The 22,119-nt window shown below is 66.9% G+C and carries 21 protein-coding genes; 13 read left to right on the plus strand and 8 right to left on the minus strand.

All coding sequences use genetic code 11. The annotated features are described in order from the left end of the window. The first annotated feature begins 44 nt into the window (after positions 1-44). The 3 genes from ACSSVZ_RS07015 to ACSSVZ_RS07025 are packed head-to-tail and all read left to right on the plus strand — an operon-like array spanning position 45 to position 5,013. Positions 45-452, plus strand: a complete 408-nt coding sequence (locus tag ACSSVZ_RS07015; protein WP_453969072.1) for a FixH family protein — start codon at positions 45-47, stop codon at positions 450-452. Next, on the plus strand, positions 449-1,870 hold the full coding sequence (locus ACSSVZ_RS07020; protein WP_453969073.1) for an efflux RND transporter periplasmic adaptor subunit: 1,422 nt from the start codon (positions 449-451) through the stop codon (positions 1,868-1,870). Before ACSSVZ_RS07015 ends, ACSSVZ_RS07020 begins: the two co-directional genes overlap by 4 nt. Continuing rightward, positions 1,867-5,013 carry an efflux RND transporter permease subunit gene (locus ACSSVZ_RS07025; protein WP_453969074.1) on the plus strand — a complete coding sequence of 1,049 codons (3,147 nt, stop codon included), beginning with the start codon at positions 1,867-1,869 and terminating at the stop codon, positions 5,011-5,013. The genes ACSSVZ_RS07020 and ACSSVZ_RS07025 overlap by 4 nt, the downstream gene beginning before the upstream one ends. A gap of 696 nt (positions 5,014-5,709) precedes the next feature. Here the strand turns inward: ACSSVZ_RS07025 and ACSSVZ_RS07030 are convergent. The 6 genes from ACSSVZ_RS07030 to ACSSVZ_RS07055 form a co-directional block, all read right to left on the minus strand. After that, positions 5,710-5,844, minus strand: a complete 135-nt coding sequence (locus ACSSVZ_RS07030) for a hypothetical protein (protein ID WP_453969075.1) — start codon at positions 5,842-5,844, stop codon at positions 5,710-5,712. 404 nt (positions 5,845-6,248) lie between these two features. Further along, positions 6,249-6,986 (minus strand): VOC family protein, encoded by a 738-nt coding sequence (locus ACSSVZ_RS07035; protein ID WP_453969076.1) that lies wholly within the window; start codon positions 6,984-6,986, stop codon positions 6,249-6,251. Between the two features lie 34 nt (positions 6,987-7,020). Then, positions 7,021-7,926: an ABC transporter permease gene (locus tag ACSSVZ_RS07040; protein ID WP_453969077.1), complete on the minus strand. Its 906-nt coding sequence runs from the start codon at positions 7,924-7,926 to the stop codon at positions 7,021-7,023. A 2-nt stretch (positions 7,927-7,928) separates the two neighbouring features. Further along, entirely contained in the window at positions 7,929-8,726 is a 798-nt protein-coding gene (locus ACSSVZ_RS07045) for an ABC transporter ATP-binding protein (RefSeq protein ID WP_453969078.1), read from the minus strand. A 7-nt stretch (positions 8,727-8,733) separates the two neighbouring features. Next, positions 8,734-9,681 (minus strand): ABC transporter substrate-binding protein, encoded by a 948-nt coding sequence (locus ACSSVZ_RS07050; protein ID WP_453969079.1) that lies wholly within the window; start codon positions 9,679-9,681, stop codon positions 8,734-8,736. A 52-nt stretch (positions 9,682-9,733) separates the two neighbouring features. Then, the gene (locus tag ACSSVZ_RS07055) at positions 9,734-10,474 is read right to left on the minus strand and encodes an alpha/beta fold hydrolase (protein WP_453969080.1); all 741 of its coding nucleotides are present in this window, start codon (positions 10,472-10,474) and stop codon (positions 9,734-9,736) included. Between the two features lie 153 nt (positions 10,475-10,627). On the opposite strand from ACSSVZ_RS07055, the gene ACSSVZ_RS07060 reads away from it, so the two are divergent. The 4 genes from ACSSVZ_RS07060 (at position 10,628) to recQ (ending at position 15,358) form a co-directional block, all read left to right on the plus strand. Continuing rightward, entirely contained in the window at positions 10,628-11,560 is a 933-nt protein-coding gene (locus ACSSVZ_RS07060) for a LysR family transcriptional regulator (protein ID WP_453969081.1), read from the plus strand. Positions 11,561-11,601: 41 nt separating this feature from the next. Continuing rightward, positions 11,602-12,306, plus strand: coding sequence for an SDR family NAD(P)-dependent oxidoreductase (locus ACSSVZ_RS07065; protein ID WP_453969082.1), 705 nt, complete (start codon positions 11,602-11,604; stop codon positions 12,304-12,306). A 28-nt stretch (positions 12,307-12,334) separates the two neighbouring features. Continuing rightward, entirely contained in the window at positions 12,335-13,384 is a 1,050-nt protein-coding gene (locus ACSSVZ_RS07070) for a peptidase M29 (RefSeq protein WP_453969083.1), read from the plus strand. Positions 13,385-13,561: 177 nt separating this feature from the next. Beyond that, positions 13,562-15,358: a DNA helicase RecQ gene (recQ, locus tag ACSSVZ_RS07075; RefSeq protein WP_453969084.1), complete on the plus strand. Its 1,797-nt coding sequence runs from the start codon at positions 13,562-13,564 to the stop codon at positions 15,356-15,358. Between the two features lie 77 nt (positions 15,359-15,435). Here the strand turns inward: recQ and ACSSVZ_RS07080 are convergent, their stop codons facing one another. Beyond that, a complete protein-coding gene (locus ACSSVZ_RS07080) occupies positions 15,436-16,827 on the minus strand; it encodes an aminotransferase-like domain-containing protein (RefSeq protein ID WP_453969085.1) in 1,392 nt (463 codons plus the stop codon). A gap of 34 nt (positions 16,828-16,861) precedes the next feature. Beyond that, complete coding sequence (locus tag ACSSVZ_RS07085) at positions 16,862-17,581, minus strand: alpha/beta fold hydrolase (RefSeq protein ID WP_453969086.1); 720 nt, start codon at positions 17,579-17,581, stop codon at positions 16,862-16,864. A 218-nt stretch (positions 17,582-17,799) separates the two neighbouring features. Here ACSSVZ_RS07085 and ACSSVZ_RS07090 point away from each other — a divergent pair, with 218 nt between their 5' ends. The 6 genes from ACSSVZ_RS07090 to ACSSVZ_RS07115 all read left to right on the plus strand — a co-directional run bounded on the left by ACSSVZ_RS07090 (position 17,800) and on the right by ACSSVZ_RS07115 (position 22,119). Continuing rightward, entirely contained in the window at positions 17,800-18,777 is a 978-nt protein-coding gene (locus ACSSVZ_RS07090) for an ABC transporter substrate-binding protein (RefSeq protein ID WP_453969088.1), read from the plus strand. Positions 18,778-18,846: 69 nt separating this feature from the next. Then, positions 18,847-19,617: an ABC transporter permease gene (locus ACSSVZ_RS07095; protein WP_453969090.1), complete on the plus strand. Its 771-nt coding sequence runs from the start codon at positions 18,847-18,849 to the stop codon at positions 19,615-19,617. A 2-nt stretch (positions 19,618-19,619) separates the two neighbouring features. After that, entirely contained in the window at positions 19,620-20,363 is a 744-nt protein-coding gene (locus ACSSVZ_RS07100) for an ABC transporter ATP-binding protein (RefSeq protein ID WP_453969091.1), read from the plus strand. Positions 20,364-20,406: 43 nt separating this feature from the next. Further along, the gene (locus ACSSVZ_RS07105) at positions 20,407-20,730 is read left to right on the plus strand and encodes an NIPSNAP family protein (RefSeq protein WP_453969092.1); all 324 of its coding nucleotides are present in this window, start codon (positions 20,407-20,409) and stop codon (positions 20,728-20,730) included. Between the two features lie 13 nt (positions 20,731-20,743). Next, complete coding sequence (locus ACSSVZ_RS07110; RefSeq protein WP_453969093.1) at positions 20,744-21,631, plus strand: FAD binding domain-containing protein; 888 nt, start codon at positions 20,744-20,746, stop codon at positions 21,629-21,631. Beyond that, positions 21,628-22,119, plus strand: coding sequence for a (2Fe-2S)-binding protein (locus ACSSVZ_RS07115; protein WP_453969094.1), 492 nt, complete (start codon positions 21,628-21,630; stop codon positions 22,117-22,119). The genes ACSSVZ_RS07110 and ACSSVZ_RS07115 overlap by 4 nt, the downstream gene beginning before the upstream one ends.

Here is a 22,119-nt window from a genome sequence, read left to right on the forward strand (position 1 = left end):
GAGCCATGCGCACGGTGCTCCGACGAATCTGGGATTTTCAAACTATGACGACCTCTTCTATGAAGCGCGCCGCTGCGGCGGCGCTCGCGGCCGCGCTTTCTGTGGCGGCCCTCTCGACGGCGCGCGCCGACATCACGGACTACGAGTTCCGGCTCGTCCAGACGGACGTCAAGCAGGGCAACGGCGCCATCGTCACCGTCCGGCTCGTCGACAAGCGATCCGGCAAGGCGGTTCCGGACGCCGTCATCTTCGCGACCCGGATCGACATGGCTCCTGACGGCATGGAGACGATGGCCGCACCGATCGAGGCGTTGCCGTCGACCGAGCCGGGCGTCTATCGCTTCAAGACCAAGATGATGATGGCCGGCGGCTGGCGGCTTTCGCTCGGCGCCAAGATCCAGGGGGAGACCGGCACGATCGAGAACAAGCTGGCCCTGAAGGCTATACCGTGAAACGGATCGCCCTTATGGGCCTCGCCCTCGCCGCCGTTCTGGTGGCGGGGGTCGGAGGCTATTGGGCGGGCGTCCGGGATTTCCCGGTAGCCGGCCTTCGCAAATGGTTCGGTGTCGAGACAACCTTTGCCGCGGCTGAGTTGGCCGGCACGGGAGCGGTGATCTATTATCAAGACCCCGACGGCAAGCCAGTCTATTCGATAACGCCGCGCCGGGCCGGGGACGGCAGAGCTTTCCGCGCCGTTCGCGCCAGCGAGGATGTGAGCTTCGAGAACAAGCTGTCGGCGCCAGCAGAGGCGACCGGGCAGGCAGGCCCGCGACGCATTCTCTACTACCGCAACCCGATGGGTCTGCCGGACACCTCGCCGACGCCGAAGAAGGACTCGATGGGGATGGACTACATCCCCGTCTACGAAGGCGAGGATGATGGCGGCTCGGTCCTGCGGGTGTCGCTTGGCAAATTGCAACGGTCCGGTGTGCGATCCGAGTTGGCAGCGCGGCGTACCGTCGGCAGGCAAGTGCGTGTACCGGCAATGGTCCAGCTCGACGAGCGGCGCATCTCCGTGGTTGCAACCCGGAGCGACGCCTTCGTCAACGAGGTGGCGAGTGTCACGACGGGAGACCGTGTGACCAAAGGCCAAGTGCTTCTCAGGCTCTATTCGCCGGACATTGCCGCCGCCGGAGCCCAGTTCCTCTCCGATCTCAAGAGCGGCGGCCGCGACAGCGCTGTCGGTGGCGCCCGCCAGCGCCTGGAAAATCTCGGGCTGCCACCCGAGGCGATCGCCGAGATCGAGCGGACGCGCAAGGTGCCGCTGTCGATGATCTGGCGCGCGCCGCGCGATGGTGTCGTGCTCGAACGCAACGTCGTCGACGGCATGAAGGCGGCGCCAGGCGACGTACTTTTCCGCCTAGCCGATATCTCGACCATCTGGGTGTTGGCGGATGTGCCGGAGTTCGACCTCGGCGCCGTTCGGCTCGGGGCGCCAGTGACAATCCGGGTGCGGAGCCTGCCGGGACACAGCTTGAACGGCCGGGTGTCGCTGATCTATCCGCAGGTCGGCGAAGCCACGCGGGCCACAAGGGTACGGATCGAGATCGCGAACCCGGACGGCGCCTTGCTGCCCAACATGTATGCCGAGGTGGAGATCGGCACCGGCGATGCCGCGCCTGTGGTTGCCGTGCCGGACGATGCCGTCATCGACACCGGCACACGGCAAGTGGTGATCCTCGACCGCGGCGAAGGTCGGTTCGAGCCGCGCGAGGTGAAGGTCGGCCAGCGTGGCGACGGCTTCACAGAGATCCGCGAGGGGATTGTCGAGGGCGACCGCGTCGTCGTCGCGGCCAATTTCCTGATCGATGCCGAGAGCAATTTGAAGGCGGCATTGCGCGGTCTCACTTCGCCGGAGGCACGGCCATGATCGCACGCCTCATCGGCTGGTCGGCCCGTAACCTCGTGCTGGTCTTCGTCGGTACGGTGTTTGCCGTCGCCGTCGGGCTTTATGCGCTGAAGACGCTGCCGCTTGACGCCATCCCCGACCTCTCGGACGTGCAGGTGATCGTCTACACCGATTATCCCGGTCAGGCGCCGCAGGTGGTCGAGGACCAGGTCACCTATCCGCTCACCACCGCGATGCTGACGGTGCCGAAGTCGAAGGTGGTGCGCGGCTTCTCCTTCTTCGGCGTCTCCTTCGTCTATGTGATCTTCGAGGACGGCACCGATCCCTATTGGGCGCGCTCGCGCGTGCTCGAATATCTCAACGCCGCTGTGCAGCGATTGCCGGCGGGCGTGACACCAATCCTCGGGCCTGACGCCACCGGTGTCGGCTGGGTCTACCAGTACGCCGTCGTCGCCAAGGAAATGACGCTCGCCGAACTGCGCTCGCTGCAGGACTGGGTGATCCGCTTCGGCGCGTCCAAGGCGGAGGGCGTCGCCGAGGTCGCCAGTGTCGGCGGCTTCGTGAAGCAATATGCGATCGTGGTCGATCCGAACCGGCTGCGGGCGCTCGGCATCCCGCTCGGTCGGGTGCGTGAGGCCGTCAAGGCGAGCAATGCCGATGTCGGCGGTCGTACTGTCGAACTCTCCGAGTTTGAGTTCATGGTGCGCGGGCGCGGCTATATCAGGAACGTCGCCGACATCGAGAACGTGGTGCTGAAGACCGATCGCGGCGTGTCGCTGCGGGTGAAGGACGTGGCCCGCGTCGAGATTGGACCGGACGAGCGGCGCGGTATCACCGAGCTCAATGGCGAAGGCGAGGTGGCGAGTGGCATCGTGCTGCAGCGCTTCGGTGCCAACGCACTGACCGTGATCGAGAACGTCAAGGCGCGGCTCGCCGAGATCGTGCCGGTCTATGATCGTTCGGAACTGATCGGCCGGGCGATCGAGACGCTGAAGGGCACACTGATCGAGGAGAGCATCATCGTCGCGCTGGTGTGCGTGGTGTTCCTGCTGCATCTGCGCAGCGCCCTCGTCGCTATATTGATGCTGCCGGTCGGCATCCTGATGGCGTTCGCGGCAATGAAGGCGATCGGGCTCGGCTCCAACATCATGAGCCTGGGAGGAATCGCCATCGCCGTCGGGGCCATGATCGACGCCGCCATCGTGATGATCGAGAACGCCCACAAGCATCTGGAGCGCGCCCCGCCGGACAAGCCGCGCGTTGAGATCCTGATTGAGGCGGCGAGCCAGGTCGGACCGGCGCTGTTCTTCAGCCTGCTCGTCATCACCGTCTCTTTCCTGCCGATCTTCACGCTGGAATCGCAAGAAGGCCGGATGTTCGGTCCGCTCGCCTTCACCAAGACCTTCTCGATGGCCGCCGCAGCGCTGCTGTCGGTGACGCTGGTGCCGGCGCTCATGGTGGTCTTCGTGCGCGGCCGGATCATTCCGGAGCACAGGAACCCGATCAACCGCCTGCTGATCTTCCTCTATCGCCCGGTCATCCGCGGCGTGCTGAAGGCGAAGACGCTCACCATCATCATCGCGCTCGTCGTACTCGGCGTCACGATTTGGCCGGCACGCCAGCTCGGTTCTGAGTTCATGCCGAACCTCGACGAAGGCACGCTCATGTACATGCCGACCACCTTGCCGGGGATCTCCGTCACCAAGGCCGCTGAGTTGCTGCAGGTGCAAGACCGGATCATCAAGAGCTTCCCGGAAGTGGCTTCGGTCTACGGCAAGGCCGGGCGCGCACTCACCGCGACCGACCCGGCGCCGACCGAGATGTTCGAGACCATCATCAACCTTAAGCCCAAAAGCGAATGGCGGCCGGGCGTCTCCATTGACAGCCTGAAGGCCGAGATGGATCAGGCGCTGCAATTCCCCGGCGTCTCCAACGCCTGGACCATGCCGATCCGAGCCCGCATCGACATGCTGGCGACCGGCATCCGCACCCCGGTCGGAGTCAAGGTGTTCGGGACGGATCTCGGCCAGATGGAACAGATCGCGCGCGAGATCGAGCGGGTGCTGCGGTCCGTGCCGGGAACATCGAGCGCCTATGCCGAGCGGGTGATCGGTGGCTACTACCTTGACATCGTGCCGGATCGTGACGCGCTAGGTCGCTATGGCCTAGCCATTGGCGATGTCCAGGGCGGGATCGCAAGCGCGCTCGGGGCCGAGACGGTGACGACCACAGTCGAGGGTCGTGAGCGCTACGCAGTCACGATCCGCTACCCTCGCGACTTCCGCAGCAACCCGCAATCGATCGCCCGCGACGTCCAGGTGCCGCTGCCGGGCGGCGGCACGGTGCCGCTCGGCGAAGTCGCCAAGGTCGAGCTGACCCGCGGCGCGACCTCGATCCGCACCGAGAACGGCCAGTTGGCGGTCTATGTCTTCGTCGACATTGCCGACCGCGATCTCGGCGGCTATGTCGCGGAGGCCCAAGCGGCGGTGGCGAACGAGGTGAAGCTGCCGCCGGGTGCCTACGTTTCGTGGAGCGGCCAGTTCGAATATCTGCAGCGTGCCGAAGCCCGGCTGAAGATCGTCATCCCGGTGACGCTGCTGGTCATCTTCCTGCTGCTCTATCTCAACTTCAGGGCGCTCACCGAGACGCTCATCGTCATGCTGTCGCTGCCCTTCGCACTGGTTGGCGGCATCTGGCTGATGTGGTGGCTCGGCTTCAACATGTCGGTCGCCGTGGCGGTCGGCTTCATCGCGCTCGACGGCGTTGCCGCCGAGACCGGCGTCATCATGCTGATCTACCTCGAGCAGGCGATGGCGGAACTGAAGGCCGGACGGGAGGCGGAAGGACGGTCTTTCACCCGAGAGGATCTCTACCAAGCGATCATGCTCGGCGCCGTCGAGCGGGTGCGGCCGAAAATGATGACCGTCATCGCCATCACGGCCGGGCTCGTCCCGATCCTGTGGAGCACCGGCACCGGCTCGGAGGTGATGCAGCGCATCGCCGTGCCGATGATCGGCGGCATGCTGTCCTCGACCATACTGACGCTGGCCGTGATCCCGGCAGTCTACGGCCTGATCAAGGGTTGGCGATTGCCGCGGAGCGCGGCGGGCGCCGAGACCGAGCACGAGCCCGAACCGGCAGACCTCAAGGCCGCTGCCGAATGAGGAGGTTCAGATGATGCACGACATGATGGGAGCCATGGGGTGGGGCATGGGCCTCACCGGCCTGGTCGGTCTGGTCGTCCTGGTGCTGGTGATCGCCGCACTCGTGAAATACGTCTTCTTCCGGTGAGGTGAATCACCCGGCAAACACGTATCCGAGATCGCAAAAGCCTTGACCGCGTATCAGCGATTAGACAACCCCATCACGTCAGTGAGAAAGCGCATCAATTGAAATACCTTAGGCTGCCGCCTGGAAAAGCAATTTGAGATGGCTGCGTGCCCCCGCAATCGTCTCAAATACAAGTCGAATGGAAAGTGGTGCGGACGACGAGACTCGAACCCGTACTCTCACAGAGAAGCAGATTTTCATACCACTTCGATTTTCGCCGCCGCCTTTTGGCATTCGTGGTCTGGACTGTCCCTTCGCTATGGCCTGAAGGCCTTAGGCGCCGCCTGTCCAGTCTCTACACCTTCCCGCCAGAGGCGGGCTTGGCTCGGGGATAGGCCTAGCTAGCCTCGGCCAGCCACTCCATCGGAGTGGCTGGGATGGCTCTCGCGCATCGATGACGGTCCGAGAATTGAAGCGGCCGTCCCAGCGCGCTCCATACTCTTCTGGGCTGGCTTCGGATGGTGCAGAGCGCGAAAGAAAAGAGAAGAGAAGTAGAGCCTGCGTGCACAAAAACTGCACACGCGTACCTTTTAAGTAATTGATAGAAAACAAAAATCGCCCCTATCCATCATCGGCGCGACGGCGAAGCGGTGATCGCCGACCTTAGCCGTTTTTGCCAGAAAACCGGCATTCTGGGTGTTGGCTTCGATGCTCGTTTGCGTCACGTTCTCTCCCTTGTCGCCCGTTTCGGTCGGGAACCACGACATTGTCACCCGCGAGAACGTTGATGTTGTAGCGCCATGGGCACGATTGGAGAGCGTACCCGCAAGAATGGATCGAAGGCGTATCTAGCGCAGATTGCCCTTCGAAAAAACGGGGCAACCGTCCTGCGGGAAAAACGCCCCTTCGACCGTCGCGCTGCCGCGGTCGCGTGGAAGCAAGCGCCAGAAGGAGGCGCCGGATCCTGAGAAGCTGGCTCGCGCTCGGTTCGGGCTCCCGCACACTCGCGCACGCGGTTGATCGCGACGTGAACGACAGTGTCCGCGAGATCGGACGGACCGGGGCTCAGGTCCTGCGTTCGAGGCTGTGACGTCCGTCACAGGCAATGTTGGCAACGGCTAGCCCTCGATCACAGCCACGCGATCGGTAGGCCTGAAAGAACCGCCAGCGGTCTGCCGGTGGGGCTCGACGCCGGCTGTGAGCAGGCGGCGTCTGGCCGGCCGGATAGAAGGGCACCGGCAATGCCTGGCTCGCCCCTCCGGAATCGGAACTGCGTTCCTGGCAGGTTCACGGCCGGCCCGTTCGGTGTCTTGAGAACCTTCTCACCGACCAGCCGGCCAAATCGGGCGGCGGCCTTTGCCGGATCCTCTGCCGCAACGACAACCGCCGAGATGGCGTGAGAGCAATTCTCATGGGTCACGAACTCGCGCCGGAGATAATGCTCCGCTGTGTGATGGCGCACAGCGATGCAGGGAACGGGAAGATCCAGCGGATCAATCAGAACGACTTCGAGATGGACGTCGAGGCAAGCCGACCCTCCGACGGCCCACTGCCGGCGCACGGTCAGTGGTTCGGAATGTCCGACGCCGATCCGTCTAAGATGGGCGCAATAGGATGCCGCGTCGCGCACCGCCACGACGATCGCCGCGGGGCCGGCCGTCGGCCCCAGCAGTTCCAGAACCGCTGGCGGCGCACTGCCCGCATCCGTGATGTGCAGGAACTCGATGAAGCTCGTCGCGCCGGGCTGCACGTCCCCGAAGCAGACCAGCCGATTGGCGAGACCCGGCATCAGGCTGACCGGCGTTGTCGTGAAGCCGGCTTCTCCGGCTTCTCTCGTGGCCGCGGCAAGGTCGTCCACGAGCACCATCAGGTGATCGAGACCGATGACGGTGGGAGCGATCTCAGGCATTCAGCTTCGGCTCGGGCCCCGAGCCCCCGCGCCGGAATGAAAGGGCGAGCATGCCGAGCACGAACAGGCCGGTCACGAGCTTCAGATCCGAAGGGTGGACCCCGGCAGCCAGCCCGGCCGAGATCACCTGGTAGTAGATGATCGAGCCGACAAAGGGCGCGGCCACCTGTCTTGCCACGCCTCTGCGGCCGAGGACGGCCTCACCAATGATCAGCGCAGCCAGACCGTTGATCAGCACGCCGAAGCCCATCGCCACGTCCGCATAGCCCTGGACCTGTGCGACGGCGGCGCCGGCGAATGCGCTGAAGCCGCTGGCTGCTCCGACGCCCAGGAGGGTGACCAGCCAGGTGTTCACACCGTTGGCTCTGGCCATCGTTCTGCTCGCTCCCGTGGCGCGCAGCGCCAGGCCGCTGTCCGTATAGAGGTACCAGACGAGTATCAGCACGACGGCCGCGACGACCGGGATCCAGATGCCGTTCTGCAGGAGCACGTTTCGATTGAAGTCCGAAAAGAGGCCATCGAAGAACGTGGTGTGGGTGAACAGAGGCGTGTTTGACTTGCCCATGATGCGCAGGTTCAGGCTCCACAGCATGGTGATCATCAGGATGCCGGCCAGGAGCGTGTTGATGCGCAGATTGAGGTGGATGAAGGCGGTGGCGCAGCCGGCGAGGAAGCCGGCGGCAACCGCGAGCGCAAAGGCGAGGGCGGGTGGCAGGCCGGCGACGACCAGGGCGGCGCACAGGCAGCCGCCGAGCGGAAACGCTCCTTCGCACGTGAGGTCGGGAAAGTTCAGCAGCCGGAAGGGGATCATGATCGCCAGGGCGACGAAGCCGTAGACCAGGCTCTGTGCCAGCGTAACGGGGACAAGCCCCCAGAAACCGTTCAGAACGTCCATCATCGCTATACCAGGAGCGCCTTGTCGTCCGTCAGATGGAAGCGCTCGACGAGGGCATCGACCGTCAGGTTTGCCTTTTCTGCGCCGTCTGCCTCGTAGACGATCCGGCCGTCGCGCATCATCACCAGCCGGTTCCCGCAGTCGATCGCGTGCTGCATGTTGTGGGTGATCATGAGCGTGGTGATCCGCGAGCTTTCGACGGCCCGGATCGTCGCGGTCATGACCGCCTCGGCGGTGCGTGGGTCGAGCGCGGCGCAATGTTCATCCAGGACCAGCACCTTCGGGTGCCGGAGGCAGGCCATCACCAGCGACAGCGCCTGCCGCTGGCCGCCCGAGAGCAGGTCGACCTGGGTTTGAAGGCGCTCTTCGAGTCCGAGGCCGAGCGGTTCGAGGGCTTCGGCGAACAGCCGGCGGCGCTGTGCCGTCATAGCGTAGGAGAGGCCGCGAGCCTGGCCGCGCTTGTAGGCGACCGCCAGGTTCTCCTCGACCGTCAGGCCCGCCGCCGTGCCTTGCGTCGGGTCCTGGAACACGCGGGCGACCCACCCGGCCCGGCGGTGGACGGGCGCGAGGGAGACGTTCTCCCCCGCGATCGTCACGCTGCCGCGGTCCGGCGTGATTTCACCGGACACCACGTTGAGAAGCGTGCTCTTGCCGGCGCCGTTGCTTCCGATGACGACCGCGAAGTCGCCCTCGCTCAGGGCGAGGTTGACCCCGCAGAGCGCCGGGCGCTCGTTGGCCGTTCCAACGTGAAACGTCTTCCAGATGTCCGACAGTTTCAGGGTGAAGCCGTCGCGGTCACTCACGATGGGGTCACCGGACATCGTCAGCGTAGGCTTCCGGCACGGTAATGCCCCAGCGGTCGGCCTGCTGCTTGCTGATGACCACGCTGTGATCTTCCGGCGTCGGCACGGTCGGCGGGATGTCGGAGACGCTGGCGCCGTTGAAGATCTGCTCGATGATCCCGGCCGCACTCGCCCCGATCTTGGGCCAGTCGACGGAGTAGGAGGCGAGCATCTCGCCCTTCTCCACCGGAGCCGGGAGGCCGTTGAAGGCAGGCACGCCCATCCGGTCGGTGATGGCGGCGATCTGCGCCGTTGCCGGCTGGAACAGGTTGGACGGGAACACGTAGACCGCGTCGACCTTGCCGTTCAGGGACTGGATGCGCTGCGGCAGGTCGTTGACGTTGTCCACGCCCACGAGCTCCAGTTCCACACCGTGGTTCGGGGCGTACTTCACAAGGCGCTCGCGCAGCGCGTTGTCGGCGTCGTCGCCGGGATTGTAGGGGACGCCGAGCCGGGTGAGCTCGGGCATGAGCTCCTTGATGAAGGCGAGGGTGCCGTCCATGTCGACGAGGTTCGCCGCGCCGGTCATGTTCTCGCCGGCGGAATCCCATGAGGGAACCACGCCGGCGGTGACCGGATCCTGGACCGCGGCGAAGACCACGGGGATCTTCGGGTCCTGAAGCGCGCGCACGGCGGTCTGGGTTACCGGCGTCGTGATCGTGACGACGACATCGGGGTTGTCGGCGGCGATCTTCGCGAGCATCTGCGGGATGAGGTTGCGTTCCCAGTTGACCTGGTCGTAGGTGAACGTGACTTCGTCGAAGCCGCGTTCGGCCATCGATTCCTTCAGGCCATCGATGACGAGCTGCAGCGCCGGGTGGTCGCCGAAGTTCGCGATCGCAATCGTCTTTTCTTCCGCGTGGGCCGCGGAGAGGCCGATGGCAAGACCGGCAACGCCAGCAAGTATCCGTTTCATCGTCGAGTCCCCTCTGTTGATCCGCCCTTTTCCGGGCGGTGAACCGCAAGCGTCAGGCCGAGCGCGACAGGGTGGCCTCCGTCTGGAGGAATGACGCCAGGATGGCGTTGAACTCGCTCGGCTTTTCGATGTTCAGAAGATGGCCGGCATCGTCGATCACCTCGTATCGGGCATGAGGGATCTGGGCTGCGATGGCCTGCATCTGGGCGCAGGGCGCGACGGTGTCATGGCTCGCCGCGACAACCAGGGTCGGGACGTCGATCGTCGCCATGTCGAGAAAGGGCTCGATAGAAAGCCGGGCGGCCATGGTCTTTCGATAGGCCGCCGGGTGCAAGGCCTCGAGGCTCGCGCGGATGGCCGCCCTTGCCGTGTCGGAGGGGGCGGGGCCGAGCAGCCGCGGCAGCATCTCGTCGACCTTGATCGCAGCATTGTCGCCGCTGGACGGAGCGATCCGCTCCGCCGCGAACCGTCGGGGATCGTCGAAGACCGGGCGGTCCCCCGGGCGGCAGGCCGCGAGCGTCAGGCTCGAGACGCGCTGCGGGAAGCGCGCATAGAAGGCCTGGACCACGAGGGCGCCCATGGACAGGCCGACCATGTGAGCGGTCTTCGCTCCGAGAAAGTCCATTGTCCGCGCGATGTCGCTGACGAAGTCGAAGAAGTCCAGCGGACCGGACGCGTCGTCGCTGTCGCCGTAGCCGCGCAGGTCGATGGCGATCGTCCGCCTCGTCTCCGACAGGCTGTCGAGCTGGGCGGACCAGTTGGAGCGGTTGCCGCCGATCCCGTGCACGAACACGACGTCGGGGCCGTCGCCGGCAACATCGCACGCAAGCTCGGGACACCCAGGAATTCGAATGGTTTGCCTTGCCATCAATTGACAATGCGGGAGAAGCGCTCATCATAACAAGTGGGTACTAGAGCCAAACTACATAACATTGAGTTATGACCGGTGAATTCTGAAACGCTCCTTCAGTTTCTGGCCGTCTATCGGCGGCGCGGCATCGGCCGGGCCAGTCGGCAGATGGGCGTTTCGCAACCGGCAATCAGCAACTCGATCCGCCGGCTCGAGGACGAGCTGAAGGTTCCGCTGTTCTGCAGAACCGCCACCGGCGTTGAGCCGACGGCCTACGCCGACGCGCTCGCCAGGCGGGCCGAAGTCATCTCCAACGAGCTGGAGCGCGCGCGCAGCGAGATCTTGGGGCTGCGCACGCTCGCCACCGGCGAGGTGAGGTTCGGGGTCGGGCCGGCTCTTGCCAGCTCGCTCGTCTCAGAGGCGCTCGCGAGCTTCCTCAATGAACGGCCCCAGCTGGTGGCGTCGGTCCTGGAGGGGCTGTTCGACAAGCTGACGGAAGGCGTTGAAAGCGGACGGCTCGATTTTGCCGTCACAACCAACCCGTCGTTCTCGCTCTCCGACGAGCTCACGTCGGAGCTGCTCTTTGGCGACCAGTTCCGGTTCGTGGTCCGCCGCGACCATCCGCTTGCCCGGGCGCGGACGGTGCAACCGGCCGACCTGATCTCGTACCCCTGGGTCCTGCCGCCCCGGGACGGCACCTTGTGGTCGATCGTCAAGACGGCCTTCGACGGGCTCGGCCTGGAATTGCCGCAGGCCAGGGTCGAGACCAATTCGGGCGGCTGTATCAAGGCGCTGTTGCGCAGCGGCACCTATGTCAGCCTCGTCCCGCCCTATCTCGTGCAGCGTGAGGTGGAGATGAACGAACTGATGATCCTGTCCGTTCCCGGCATCCGGATCCCCTGGGACGTCGTGGTATTGCGCCGCGCTGGTTCGACGCCGTCGCCCGCGGCTGATGCCTTTCTCGCCCACCTGCGGCAAATGCTTGTCGAAGGCGAGAGCGCCGCCGCTGAGAGCGAGGGGCGATCATGAACGGCAGCTCTTCCAGCGTGCGCGGCGGACCGGCTACGGCGGTGGTCACCGGCGGTGCCACCGGTATCGGCCGCGCCGTCGCGCTCGAGTTGGCCGGGCAGGGCTATTCGGTGGTGCTCATGAACCGAAATGAAGGGGCGGCAGCGGAGGTGCGCAACGAGATCGCCGCAGCCGGCGGGCAGGCGGAGTGGATCGCCTGCGACGTCAGCGACGAAGCGTCGGTGCATGCGGCGTTCGATCGGATCGGGCGATGCGCGGTTCTGGTGAACAGCGCGGGCACCATGTCCCAGATGCCGTTCGAACAGATCACGCAGGCCGAGTTTCAGCGTCTCCTGAACGTCAACCTGCTCGGCGTCCTGACCTGCTGCCAGTCGGCCGTTCAGCGGATGGAAGCGGGGGGGCGGATCGTCACGATCTCGTCCAGGGCCGCGCTGGGCGGCACGGGGATCGCCCACTACGGTGCCACCAAGGCGGGGGTCAACGCGCTCACCCGCAGCCTCGCAGTCGAGCTGCTCTCCCGGGGGATCACCGTCAATGCCGTGCTGCCGGGCTTCATCGACACGCCTTTGTCGCGCTCGGCGCTTGACGACGAGCAGTTTGCCGCGTTCGCGGCCAAGCAGCCGCTCGGCCGGGCCGGACAGCCCGAGGACGTCGCGTGGGCGGTCGCCTTCCTGGTGTCTCCGCGCGCCAGCTTCGTGACCGGCCAATGCATTCTGGTGGACGGTGGCAAGAGCTTGCCCGCCTGATCCCGAAAGATCGACAAGGACCCGTGACATGCCGCTGCAAGCCCGACTGGACCTGAAATGGGTCCGCATGTTCGAGGAGGCTCTGCGCCTCTCCGGAGTGGGCGAAGGTCGGACCGTCGCCATCGTGGCGGAGAGCCGGTCGAATCCGCTTCTGGTCGAATTGGCGGAGCTAGGTGCCGGTCTGTGCGGGGCTCGTCCGGTGACGGTGAAGGTCCCGAGTGCGCCCGTCGACACCGTGCAACCGATCCGTTCCACCGGCACGACGGCCGCCTATGACGACTATGCCCCGTTTTTGCGGGCGATCGCAGGGTGTTCACTGATCATCGATGTGACCGTCGAGGGGCTGCTGCACAGTCCCGTCAGGATGGAAATCCTGAATGCCGGCGGCCAGATCTTCATGATCTCCAACGAGCATCCCGAGGTGTTGGAGCGCTGCCGGCCAAATCCCGGACTTGCCGATCGGGTCGCTCGCTCGCTCAGGCTCCTGTCGCGCGCCAGGACGATGCGGGTGACGTCCGCCGCCGGCACGGACCTCACCGTCGACATCGCTGGGGCTCCGGGCCGCGGCGGCGCCGGCTTTCTGACACCCGACGCCCCCATCGCGTACTGGCCTGCCGGGCTCGCCCTGTGCTTTCCCCTGCCGGAGACGGTGAACGGACGCGTCGTCCTCGACGTCGGCGACGTCAATCTGACCTTCAAGCGCTACATCGAGAGCCCGGTCACGCTGGAGATCGAGGGCGACCGCGTGGTTGAGATCGGCGGAGACGGGCTCGATGCTGTCACGCTGCGCTCCTATCTGGCGGCCTGGAACGACCCCGTCGCCTACACGATCGCCCACGTGGGGTGGGGGCTCAATCCGGGCGCCAGCTGGGATGCGCTGATGATGTACGACAAGAACGAGATCAACGGCACCGAGCTCAGGGCGGTGGAGGGAAACTTCCTGATCTCGACGGGCGCGAACGAGTTCGCGAACCGCTTCACGCCCTGCCATTTCGACTTTCCGATGCGCCACTGCACCATCGAGGTCGACGGGGAGACGGTGGTTCGCGAGGGTCGACTTCAGAAGCCGTATCTGTAGGGCGGGGCGGCTCACCGCCTTTCGGCGATGGTGTAACGGAGGGCGTACAACACGCTTGTGCCGACGGACGCAAACCCGCCGCGCGGGGTGGGCGAGGCACCGCTTGCGCTCCCTGTCGTGATTTGGCGGCGGGACCGCTATAAGGGGGCCTCCCGTGATTCACCCAAGCCGAGACCGATGACCGCCGCCCTCGACATCCTCAAGAGCGTCTACGGATACGATGCCTTCCGGGGGCCGCAGGCGGAGATCGTCGACCACCTGATCGCCGGCCGCAACGCCCTGGTGCTGATGCCGACCGGCGGCGGCAAGTCGCTCTGCTACCAGATCCCCGCCATCGTCAGGCCCGGCATGGGCCTCGTCGTGTCGCCGCTGCTGGCGCTGATGGCCGACCAGGTGACGGCGCTCCGGCAGGCCGGCGTGCGCGCCGCCGCCCTCAACTCCGACCTGCCGCCCGACGCGCGCCAGGCGCTGTGGGACGACATCCGCGGCGGCCGCCTGGATCTGCTCTACGTCGCGCCCGAAACCTTGCTGCGCGCCGACGTGCTGGACCGGCTGGGCCAGGCGACGCTGTCGCTGATCGCCATCGACGAGGCCCACTGCCTGTCCCAGTGGGGGCACGACTTCCGCCCCTCCTACCGCCAGCTCGACACCCTCGTCGCCCGCTTCCCGGACACGCCGCGCGTCGCGCTGACGGCCACCGCCGACGAGCCGACCCGGGCGGAAATCCTCGCCCATCTCGCCATCGCCGACGCCGACGCCTTCGTCGCCGGCTTCGACCGGCCCAACATCCGCTACGCCATCGAGGAAAGGGACAATCCGCGCGCCCAGCTGAAGGATTTCCTGACGCGCCACCCGGGCGAGAGCGGCATCGTCTACTGCCTGTCGAAGCGCAAGACGGAGGAAACCGCCGCGTGGCTGCGCGAGCAGGGCCACGACGCGCTCGCCTATCACGCCGGCATGGAGAAGGCGGCGCGCGCCGCCAACCAGATGCGCTTCCAGCACGGCGAGGCGGTCATCATGGTCGCCACCATCGCCTTCGGCATGGGCATCGACAAGCCGGACGTGCGCTTCGTCGTCCATCTCGACCTGCCGGGCAGCATCGAGGCCTACTATCAGGAGACCGGCCGCGCCGGCCGCGACGGCCTGCCGTCCGACACGCTGATGCTCTACGGCTACCAGGACTTCGCGCTGCGCAGCCGCTTCATCGAGGAGACCGACGCCCCCGACCAGCGCAAGCGGACCGAACGCCAGAAGCTCGACGCGCTGCTCGGGCTGGCCGAGACCGCGAGCTGCCGCCGCCAGGTGCTGCTCTCGTATTTCGGCGACCGCTGCGAGCCCTGCGGCAACTGCGACACCTGCGCCGTGCCGCCGACGCTGTTCGATGGCACGATCGCCGCCCAGAAGGCGCTGTCCTGCATCTACCGCACCGGCGAGCGCTTCGGGCAGGCCCACGTCGTCGATGTGCTGCTGGGCGTCGCGAACGACCGCATGACCCAGTTCGGCCACGACAAGATCTCCACCTTCGGCATCGGCACCGAGCACGACAGCCGCGCCTGGCGGGCGATCCTGCGCCAGCTGATCGCGCTCCGCTTCGTCGAGGTCGACCTCGCCGGCCACGGCGGCCTGTCGATCGCCCCCGCCGGCCGCGACTTCCTGCGCGACAAGCCGACGCTCATGCTGCGCGAGCCCACGGCGCCCCGCGCCCGCCAGGGCAAGGCGGCGCGCAGCGCGGCGCAATCCTCCATGCCCGAGGCCGACCGCGCGCTGTTCCAGGCGCTCAGGCAGAAGCGGCTGGAGATCGCCCGCGAGCACAACATTCCGCCCTACGTCATCTTCCACGACAAGACGCTGATCGAGCTGGCCGCGGCCCGGCCCGCGTCGCGCGCCGAGATGGCCAACGTGCCCGGCATCGGCGAAGCCAAGCTCGAGCGCCACGGCGCCGCCTTCCTGGCGGTGATCGCCGATTTCGTCTGAGGTGCGGGGCGGGAAGGCGCCGCCTCCGACCGACCCGGGAGGAGCCCCGTCGACCAGGCGGGCGCCGCCGGTGCCGCTCAGACGACGAAGCGCGTGCTGCCGGCGTCGCGCAGATGCCCAACGATCGAGACGGCATTGTAGAGGATCTCGCGGGTCGCCGGCCCGCCCAGGCAGAGCCGCAGGCCCGGCGGCGCGTTCGCGCTCACTTCGAGCGCATCCGGGTGGGCCAGCACGATGCCGCGCGCCGACGCATCGGCGGCCAGCGACGCGGCCGACTGGCGGTCGCTGGCCGGCATCCACAGGTGATAGCTCACGGCGGGCCCGCCGGCGGCGTCGAGCTGCAGGATGTGCCGCGCCTCGGTGAGCCGGGCGGCCGCCTCGGCGCGCTTCGCGGCGACGATCTCGTCCAGCGCGCCGTCGCGGATCATCCGCGACACCAGTTCCGCGTGCAGCGGCGGGGCCATCCAGGTGGTGGTCCTGAGCGCCGTCGCCGCCACGTCGCGGAAGCGGGCCGGCACATGCAGCAGCCCCAGCCGCATCATCGGCGACAGATATTTCGACAGGCCCGTCACGTAGAACACCCGCTCCGGCGCCAGGGTGGCGAGCGGCGGCGGCGCGTCCGGCAGCAGCATCCCGTAGGCGTCGTCCTCGATGATGGTCAGGTCATGGGCGCGGGCGATGGCGACGATCTCCTCGCGCCGCTCCACCGACATCACGCTGGTCGTCGGGCTCTGCAGCGTCGGGGTCAGATAGAGCAGCCGCGCGCCGGTGTCCCGGACCAGGCGCTCCACCTCGTCGGGGCGCACGCCGTGCTCGTCCAGGCCGGCGCCGGCGAGCGTGTAGCCTTCCAGCGCGGCGAGCGAGCGGAATCCGGAATAGGTGGCGGCCTCGGTGATGATCGGGGTGTCGCGGACCGCGGCGGCCTTGGCGGCGATCCAGATGCCGTGCTGGGCGCCGCAGCACAGCGCCAGCATCGCCGGCGGCAGCGCGACGCCGTTGGCGGCAAGCCAGGCGGACAGGTCGGCGCGGTGCCGCTCCATGCCGAAGTGCGGCAGGTAGCTCGCCATCTCCGCGATGTTCGACGCATCGGCAAGCTGGCGCAGATAGCGGCGGATGACCCGGTCCTCGCCGACCGGCGGGGAGACGTTCAGGCTGAGGTCGACCGACTGGCCGCGGATCGTGTTGCTGGCCGGCGACTGCACGGCATTCAGATAGGTGCCCCGGCCGACCTGGGCGTCGACGAGGCCCCGGTTCTGGGCCTCCTCGTAGGCCCGGGTGATGGTGCCGAGGCTGACGCCGATCTCCTTGGCAAGCGCCCGGCGCGGCGGCAGCCGGACGCCGGGGCGCAGGCGGCCGGTGCGCAGGCCCTCCTCGATGGAATCGACGATCGCGAGATACTGCGGCACGCCCGCCGGAAACGAGCGCGGAAGCCAGCCGAGGATGTCGCCCGAGGTCGCGTCGGTGCTCATGTGCGCTCACGTCCGGGGATGGCGTGCGGGGGGCTCATCGCGGGCGCGCGATGAACGAGGCCACCGCATGCCCGAACGCCGCGGGATTGTCGATGGCGGGCAGGTGGCCTGCGCCGGCAATCTCGACGAAGCCGCACCCGGGCACAAGGGTGCTGAGCTGCTTCATCTTTGCCGGCAGCGCCCCGTCGTTCGCGCCGACCGCAAGCAGCGTCGGGCAGGAGATCGTGGCGAGCGCGGCCTCGAAGTCCAGCCCCTGGATGGCGCGGGCGGCGGCGACGAAGCCGGCGGGGCGGGTGGCGGTCAGGCTGGCGATGACCCGGCCGGCGCCGGGCGGGTGGGCAGCCGGATCGGTCCCGAACCAGCGCGCTCCCATGAACGCCGCGATCGGGCCCATGCCCTCGTCCTCGGCGGTCGCGATCAGCCCGTCCCACATGCGGCGATAGTCCTCCGGCGCGTCGACCCGGGCGTCGGCGGCGACCAGGCTGGCAACCCGGCCGGGATGGCGCACCGCCAGGGCGAGCCCGATCATCCCGCCGAGCGAGATGCCGACCACGTGGGCGGCGTCGATCCCTTCCGCGTCCATCATCTCCACGACGCTGTCGGCAAGCTCGAACATCGTCGGCGCGCCGGAGGGGTCGGGGGCGGACCCGTGGCCGGGGAGGTCGCACAGCACCAGGGTGCCGAGGCCGGCCCAGTCGGCGGCAACGTCGTCCCAGAGCGACCGGTCTGTACCAATCGCATGTAAAAGGATCAATTTCTCGACACCCGGCCCGGGGCGCGCTTCGTAAGAGATTTTCTTTGTTTTTCCGTGCCTTGTGTCAATCACGCCGTTTCCTCGTGGTGTTCTGAGTGGAACCCGGTTGACCGGATTGATTGGAAAAGATATAGATCATCTCGACCAATCAGTCCAATTGATATGGTCTAACCCGCAGCAAAAAGCGGATGACTGCCATACGTCAAGGGAGGACGACCATGAAATCGCTGGCTCAGTGCGCCCGCACAGCCCTGATTGCCGCCGCCGCGACGATGGCGGTTGCCGCGACCCCCGCCTCGGCCGCGACCAAGATGCAGATGGTGGTGTTCGGTCCGCCGTCGCTCGGCGCGTTCCTGCCGCCGATCATCCAGAAGAACGAATTCGACGAGAAGAACGGCCTCGAGCTGGAGTTCGTCGAGCGCCCGCCCGGCGCCTACAACACCCAGTTCAATTCCGGCGAGTTCAAGCTCGGCGGCAGCGCCGCGCTGCTGTCCGTCGCCAACGCCAAGCTGCGCGGCGTGGACGTCGTCTACCTGTTCAACATCTTTGACTATTTCGGAGTCGTCGTGACCGACGATCCCGACATCAAGTCGCTCGAGGATCTGAAGGGCAAGACGGTCGCCGCCGCCACCGCCACCACCAACTACGCCATGTTCCGCTGGCTGCTGCAGAAGCAGGGCGTCGATGCCGACGACCTGGAGGTGGTCAACACCGCAACGCCCGGCTTGATCAGCTACATGCTGGCCGACCGCGCCGATGCCGTACAGCTCTGGGAGCCCGCCTACTCGGTGCTGAAGGCGCAGAAGCCCGAGATCCGCGCCCTCGATCTCAAGGTCGAGGAGACCTGGAAGGCCTTCGCCGACAGCGACCGCATTCCCTATCTGGGCGTCGCGGCGCACGCCGACTGGGCCCAGGAGCACGCCAAGGATATCCCGGCGCTGATCAAGACCTACCAGGACGCCGCCGACTGGGTGCTCGCCAATCCTGACGAGGCCGCCGACATCATCGCAGGCGGCATCAAGGGCGGCGATGCGTCGGTGATCGCCGATCTGATCCGCGACAACGGCCGGCTGGCGCTCCAAGTGGTGCCGGCAGGCGATCTCACCTCGGAGATCAACGCGGTGTTCGAAGCGGGCGTCGACCTCGGCTATCTGGGCAAGATTCCCGACGCCTCGGTCATCTTCCAGTCGAACTGAGCGATCCGGGCTTTCCGGCGGCGGCGGCCTGCCGTCGCCGGTTCCCGACGTCCCAAGCGAGGCACAGGGATGGGCATACTCTACAAGCTGCGCCGGCAGACCGAGACAGTCGTGTCGCTGCTCGCGGTGGTCATTCTCTGGCAGCTCGCCTCCTACGCGTTCCCCACCTACCTGTTTCCGCCCGTCAACATGATCGGCGACGCTCTCGGCGCGATCATCATCGACGGCCAGATCTGGGAAGCGTCCGCGACCTACATGCGAATCCTGGCGGGCATGGCTGGCGCGTTCGTCCTGGGCGGTACCCTGGCCTTCGTCATGGGCAACTCGGAGACGGTGCACCGTTACCTTTTTCCGATCATCAACCTGCTGCAGGGCATTCCGGCGCTCTCCTGGGTGGTGTTCGCCATCATCTGGTTCAAGCATACCGAGTTCCGCATCTGGTTCATCATGGTGGCGACCACGCTGCCGGCGTTCACCTTCCAGCTTCTCGATGCCTACCGGGCAATCTCCAAGGACCTGATGGAGATGACGCTCTCGTTCCGGCCCACAAGGCTCGACTATCTGCGGGTGCTGGTGGTGCCGACGGTGGTGCCCGGCATCCTGACGGCCTGGAAGGTCAATCTCGGCAACGCCTCGCGCGTCGTCGTCGTGGCGGAGCTGGTCGGGGCGACCTCGGGCGTCGGCTACGAGCTCCTCCAGAGCCAGCAGTTCTTCGATCTCGCAGGCGCGATCGCCTGGACGATCACGCTGGTCGTCTTCGTCCTCGTCATGCAGTGGGTGCTTGCCCGGATCGAAAACTGGGTCTTGCGCTACCGGCCGCAGTCGGAAAGGGGGCGATGACCATGGACGCCATCGTTTTCGATCACGTTTCCAAGGGCTTCGGCGGCACCGCAAAGGGGGCCGAAACCTTCTGGGCGGTGCGCGACCTCTCGTTCACTGTTGCCACCGGCGAGGTGGTGGCCGTGGTCGGCAAGACCGGTTGCGGCAAATCCACCATGTTCAACCTGGTGGCCGGGCTGATCGCCCCGAGCGACGGGTCGGTCCACGTCGACGGCTACGATTCCTACCGCCAGTTCAACGCCCTCAAGGGGCGGATGGCGATCATCTTCCAGAACGACCGGCTGATGCCGTGGCGCACCGCCCTCGACAACGTCTGCCTCGGGCTGGAGCTGGAGAAGGTGCCCGAGGACGAGCGCTACGAGATTGGCCGCAAGTGGCTGGAGCGCCTCAACCTGTCCGGCCACGAGAACGACTATCCGCACCAGCTGTCGGGCGGGATGAAGCAGCGGGTGGCGATCGCCCGGGCCTTCTCGGTGAACCCCGACGTGCTCTTGTGCGACGAGCCGTTCTCCGCCCTCGACGAGATCACCGCGGGCCAGCTGCGCGAGGACTTCAACGAGCTCGTCCAGGCGAGCCGGATCACCGCGATGTTCATCACCCACAACATCGAGGAAGCGTTGACCATCGCGCACCGCGTCCTGGTGTTCGCCAAGCCCGCGAAGGTGATGGCGGACGTGCGCGTCGGCACCACCGAGGCCGACAAGGAAGAGGCGAAGGCCGTGATCCGCAAGGCGCTCGCGCTTTGACGACGGCATGGATGCCCATGGACCCGACCCGAGGAGACCCGGAATGATTTTCGAACTCAGGAACTACAAGGCGACCCCCGGATCGGTCGACAAGCTGCACCGCCGCTTCGAGGACCACACGCTGGCGCTGTTTGCGCGGCACGGCATCTCGCTGGTCGGTTTCTGGGTGCCGGAAGAGGACGAGGAGCGCATCGTCTACCTGGTGCGGTTCGAGTCCGATGCCGCCCGCAAGGCCGCCTGGGACGCCTTCCAGGCCGACCCCGACTGGAAGCGCGTCAAGGCCGAGAGCGAGGCCGACGGCCCGATCGTCGCCTCCCTCGACAGCATGGTCCTGTCGCCCACCAGCTACGGCAACCCCGGGGCCTGAACGGATCGATCCGATGAAAGCGGCCGAGTTCGACTATGTCCGTGCCGGATCCCTCGCCGAGGTGTGCGATCTCCTCGCCGATCCGGACATCGAGACCAAGATCATCGCCGGTGGCCAGACGCTGGTCCCGCTGATGGTGATGCGCATGGCCCGCCCGGAACGGCTCGTCGACATCAACCATGTCGCCGAACTCCAGGGCATCCGGCTTGAGGCGGACCACCTGGTGATCGGCGCCTGCACGCGCCAGCGCCACGCCGAGCGCTCGCCCGACGTCCAGGCCAACCTGCCGCTGCTCGCCCTGGCGCTGACCTTCGTCGGACACACCCAGACCCGCAACCGCGGCACCGTCGGCGGCTCCATCGTCAACGCTGATCCGTCCGCTGAGATCGCCCTGGTCGCCACCGCGCTCGGCGCCACCATGATCTGCGTCAGTCGGGAGGGCGAAACGGCGCGCCCGGCGGCGGACTTCTTCGAGGACGTGATGACCACGGCGATCGAGGACACCGAATGCCTGGTCGCGGTGCGCTTCCCGGTCTGGCGGGGCGGCGGGTCGCTCGGCGTCGGCTTCCACGAGATCAGCGCGCGCGCCAGCGACTTCGCGGTCGCCTCGGCCGCCGCCCAGATGGTGCTCGACGGCGCCGGGACCTGCGCGCGGGTGACCCTGGCGGTGGGCGGCGTGGCCGCCAAGCCGTTCCGGGTCGACGCGGCCATCGACGGACTCACCGGCGCCGTACCCGACGATGAGGCCATCGCCGCTGCGGTTGGCCATGTCGACCCGTTCGTCGAGATCGCCACCGAGGACGCCGCCGAACTGGCCTATCGCCGCGGCCTTGCCCGCACGGTCGCCGAACGCGCCCTGCGCGATGCCCGCGACGCGGCCCGGAAAGGACTGACCCAATGAGTGCGCACCAGATCACCATCACGCTGAACGGCAAGCGCTTTTCGGGCGCCGCGCCGGCCCGCATGACGCTCGTCGACTTCCTGCGCGACGTGGCGCGGGCGACCGGCACCCATGTCGGCTGCGAGCACGGCGTCTGCGGCGCCTGCTCGGTCATTCTCGACGGCGCGCCGGTGCGCTCGTGCCTGATGTTCGCGGTGCAGGCGGACGGCGCCGACATCCGCACCGTGGAGGGGCTGGCCCGCGACGACGGCGGCCTGAGCCCGCTGCAGGAGGCGTTCTGGACCGCCCACGGCCTGCAGTGCGGCTACTGCACTCCCGGCATGCTGATCGCCGCCCAGGCGCTGCTCGACGAGAACCCGGATCCCACCGACGCGGAGATCCGCGATGCCATCAGCGGCAATCTGTGCCGCTGCACCGGCTACCAGCAGATCGTCGATGCGGTGCGGCTGGCCGCCGGTCGCGGCGGCGACCTGCACGGAGGTGCCTGA

The sequence above is a fragment of the Amorphus sp. MBR-141 genome (assembly GCF_053628695.1).

Excerpts from the sequence above, each read along its gene's own strand:
- ACSSVZ_RS07110 (WP_453969093.1), top strand. The coding sequence starts at position 20,744 with ATGAAAGCGGCCGAGTTCGACTATGTCCGTGCCGGATCCCTCGCCGAG.
- ACSSVZ_RS07025 (WP_453969074.1), top strand. The coding sequence starts at position 1,867 with ATGATCGCACGCCTCATCGGCTGGTCGGCCCGTAACCTCGTGCTGGTC.
- ACSSVZ_RS07070 (WP_453969083.1), top strand. The coding sequence starts at position 12,335 with ATGCCGCTGCAAGCCCGACTGGACCTGAAATGGGTCCGCATGTTCGAG.
- ACSSVZ_RS07050 (WP_453969079.1), bottom strand. The coding sequence starts at position 9,681 with ATGAAACGGATACTTGCTGGCGTTGCCGGTCTTGCCATCGGCCTCTCC.
- recQ (WP_453969084.1), top strand. The coding sequence starts at position 13,562 with ATGACCGCCGCCCTCGACATCCTCAAGAGCGTCTACGGATACGATGCC.
- ACSSVZ_RS07080 (WP_453969085.1), bottom strand. The coding sequence starts at position 16,827 with ATGAGCACCGACGCGACCTCGGGCGACATCCTCGGCTGGCTTCCGCGC.
- ACSSVZ_RS07015 (WP_453969072.1), top strand. The coding sequence starts at position 45 with ATGACGACCTCTTCTATGAAGCGCGCCGCTGCGGCGGCGCTCGCGGCC.
- ACSSVZ_RS07040 (WP_453969077.1), bottom strand. The coding sequence starts at position 7,926 with ATGATGGACGTTCTGAACGGTTTCTGGGGGCTTGTCCCCGTTACGCTG.
- ACSSVZ_RS07035 (WP_453969076.1), bottom strand. The coding sequence starts at position 6,986 with ATGGTGCTCGTGGACGACCTTGCCGCGGCCACGAGAGAAGCCGGAGAA.
- ACSSVZ_RS07100 (WP_453969091.1), top strand. The coding sequence starts at position 19,620 with ATGGACGCCATCGTTTTCGATCACGTTTCCAAGGGCTTCGGCGGCACC.
- ACSSVZ_RS07090 (WP_453969088.1), top strand. The coding sequence starts at position 17,800 with ATGAAATCGCTGGCTCAGTGCGCCCGCACAGCCCTGATTGCCGCCGCC.
- ACSSVZ_RS07105 (WP_453969092.1), top strand. The coding sequence starts at position 20,407 with ATGATTTTCGAACTCAGGAACTACAAGGCGACCCCCGGATCGGTCGAC.
- ACSSVZ_RS07095 (WP_453969090.1), top strand. The coding sequence starts at position 18,847 with ATGGGCATACTCTACAAGCTGCGCCGGCAGACCGAGACAGTCGTGTCG.
- ACSSVZ_RS07115 (WP_453969094.1), top strand. The coding sequence starts at position 21,628 with ATGAGTGCGCACCAGATCACCATCACGCTGAACGGCAAGCGCTTTTCG.